At 66.6% G+C, this 2,579-nt stretch carries 3 protein-coding genes; all 3 read left to right on the forward strand.

Annotated features, from left to right (window positions below; all coding sequences use genetic code 11):
* On the forward strand, positions 1–950 hold a 950-nt coding region (locus G3N93_RS38085; RefSeq protein ID WP_241026877.1), incomplete at its 5' end, for an RtcB family protein.
* A gap of 55 nt (positions 951–1,005) precedes the next feature.
* Positions 1,006–1,818 (forward strand): nucleotidyltransferase domain-containing protein, encoded by an 813-nt coding sequence (locus tag G3N93_RS38090; protein ID WP_206135336.1) that lies wholly within the window; start codon positions 1,006–1,008, stop codon positions 1,816–1,818.
* Positions 1,819–2,075: 257 nt separating this feature from the next.
* The coding region (locus tag G3N93_RS38095; protein ID WP_206135337.1) for a DUF1176 domain-containing protein at positions 2,076–2,579 on the forward strand (504 nt) is incomplete at its 3' end.

A 2,579-nucleotide genomic window follows, 5' to 3' on the forward strand; every position in this document is an offset into this window, starting at 1 on the left:
TCGTCAACCAGCTCGTCAAGGATTTCGAAGCGCAGAGCGGCATCACCGTGAAGGTGCGCTCGGGCGAAGGCCCCGCGCTCGCCGCGCAGCTCGTCGCGGCACGCGACCGCACGCCGGCCGCCGTGACCGAATCGTGGAAGTCGCTGCAACCGGGCTTCCAGCGGATCGTCGACAAGTATCCGAAGCTGGAAAAGACGAACCACTACGCGCATCTCGGCACGCTCGGCACCGGCAATCACTTCATCGAAGTGTGCGTCGACGAAGCGGACCACGTGTGGTTCATGCTGCACAGCGGCTCGCGCGGTGTAGGCAATGCGATCGGCAGCCTGTTCATCGAACTCGCGCAGGCCGACATGCGGCAGCACATCGCGAACCTGCCGGATCGCAACCTCGCGTATTTCACCGAGGGCAGCCGGCACTTCGACGATTACGTCGAAGCGGTCGGCTGGGCGCAGGACTACGCGCGCCGCAACCGGCAGGCCATGATGGACGCGGTGATCGGGGCAGCACGCGGCGTGATCGCGAAGCCGTTCTCGGTCGACGAACACGCGGTGAACTGCCACCACAACTACGTGCAGCGCGAACGCCACTTCGGCGAAGACGTGCTCGTGACGCGCAAGGGGGCGGTGTCCGCGCAGAAGGGCCAGCTCGGGATCATTCCGGGCTCGATGGGCGCGAAAAGCTTCATCGTGCGCGGGCTCGGCAACCCGGACAGCTTCTGCTCGTGCAGCCACGGCGCGGGCCGGACGATGAGCCGCACCGAAGCGAAGCGCCGCTTCACGGTAGACGACCAGGTGAAGGCAACCCAGGGCGTCGAATGCCGGAAGGACTCGGGCGTCGTCGACGAAATCCCGATGGCCTACAAGGACATCGACGCGGTGATGGCGGCCCAGCGCAGCCTCGTCGAAGTGGTGCATACGCTGCGCCAGGTGGTGTGCGTGAAAGGATAGCGCGGTGCGCGGCCGATGGCCGGCGGCCGCGCACAACAAAAAGGAAGCAACAACAATGAAAACGGAAAAATTGACAGCGGTGCGCAGCGCGCATCCGGTCGACCCGGCCGTGCGGGCGCGCGTGATGGCGGAGCTCGCGGAAGTCGAGCGCCGCCACGACGTGAGCGTGCTGTTCGCGTGCGAATCGGGCAGCCGCGGCTGGGGGTTCGCATCGCCGGACAGCGATTACGACGTGCGCTTCGTGTATGCGCACCGGCGCGACTGGTACCTGAGCGTCGAACCGCAACGCGACGTGATCGAGCGTCCGCTCGACGACGAGCTCGACGTCAGCGGCTGGGAACTGCGCAAGGCACTGCAACTGCTGCGCCGCTCGAACCCGACGCTGCTCGAATGGCTCGACTCGCCCGTCGTGTATCGCGAAGATGCGCGCTGGGCGCCGCGACTCAGGTCGCTGGCGTCCGCGTTTTTCTCGCCGGTGCGCGGGCGTCATCACTACCTCGCGATGGCGAAGAAGAACTTTCGCGGCTATCTGCAAGGCGACACGGTGCGCTACAAGAAGTACCTGTACGTGCTGCGGCCGCTGCTTGCGGTGCGCTGGATCGACATGGGGCTCGGCATGCCGCCGATGCGCTTCGTGGATCTCGTCGACGGCACCGTGCACGAGCCGGCGGTGCGTGCGGAACTCGACGCCTTGCTCGCGCTGAAGATGAGCGCGAACGAAAGCGAATACGGGCCGCGCAGGCCGGCGGTGCACGCGCTCGTCGAGACGATGCTCGCCGATGCCGAACACGATCGCGAATACAAGCGGCCGTGGGGCGACGTGGCGATGCTCGACGCGTTCCTGCGCAACGTGGTCGACGGTCGATGAAAAGTAAGCGGCGCGATGTCTTTGGACATCGCGCCGTTTTCGCATCCGCACTTGTCCGACCCATCCGGCCAGCAAGGGACGTGCCCGCACACTACGCGTCGTCGTCACGATCGCCGCCCATTGCGGCGGTATACTTGGTGCCGTTCGGTAAAGCGCGCCGCCGCATGCGCCGCAGCCTTCGACCTGCCCCGCTTGCTGACGATGCGCTTGCAGTCCGACGTCTTCCGTCCGCCCATCCACAGTCGATACGAACCGTCATGTCGCACCGCCTTTCGCTCGCCATCGCCGCCCTCCTCGCCATTTCCCCGATCGTCGCCCAGGCTCGCCCGCTCGCGCGGCCTCCGGTCGAGCGCGATTTCAAGAACTGGTCGGTCGTCTGCGACAACGGCAACCGTTGCATTGCCGAAAGCCACGCCGACGATATCGACGACGCACGCACCAGCCTGATCCTGCGCGTGACGCGCGATGCCGGCCCGGACGCGCAAGCCTCGCTCGACCTCTACGCGTCGGCGCCGCTGGACCTGCGCACCGCACGCGTGGATGGCAGCCCGTTCGATGCCATGGCGGCCCAATGGCACGCGTTCGGCGGCAAACCGGACGATGACGAAGCCCACCCGTTCCGGATCCGGACCAACGATCCGGCAACGGTTGCCGCATGGCTCGCCGCATCGCGCAATGCGCAGCTGCTGAGTTTCGGCGATCCGGCATCGGCCCAAACCGCCCGCACGCCGTTGACCGGACTGAATGCGGCGCTGCTGCTG

The sequence above is a fragment of the Burkholderia sp. Se-20378 genome, from assembly GCF_017104665.1.
Classification (GTDB): Bacteria; Pseudomonadota; Gammaproteobacteria; order Burkholderiales; family Burkholderiaceae; genus Burkholderia; species Burkholderia lata.

Excerpts from the sequence above, each read along its gene's own strand:
- G3N93_RS38090 (WP_206135336.1), top strand. The coding sequence starts at position 1,006 with ATGAAAACGGAAAAATTGACAGCGGTGCGCAGCGCGCATCCGGTCGAC.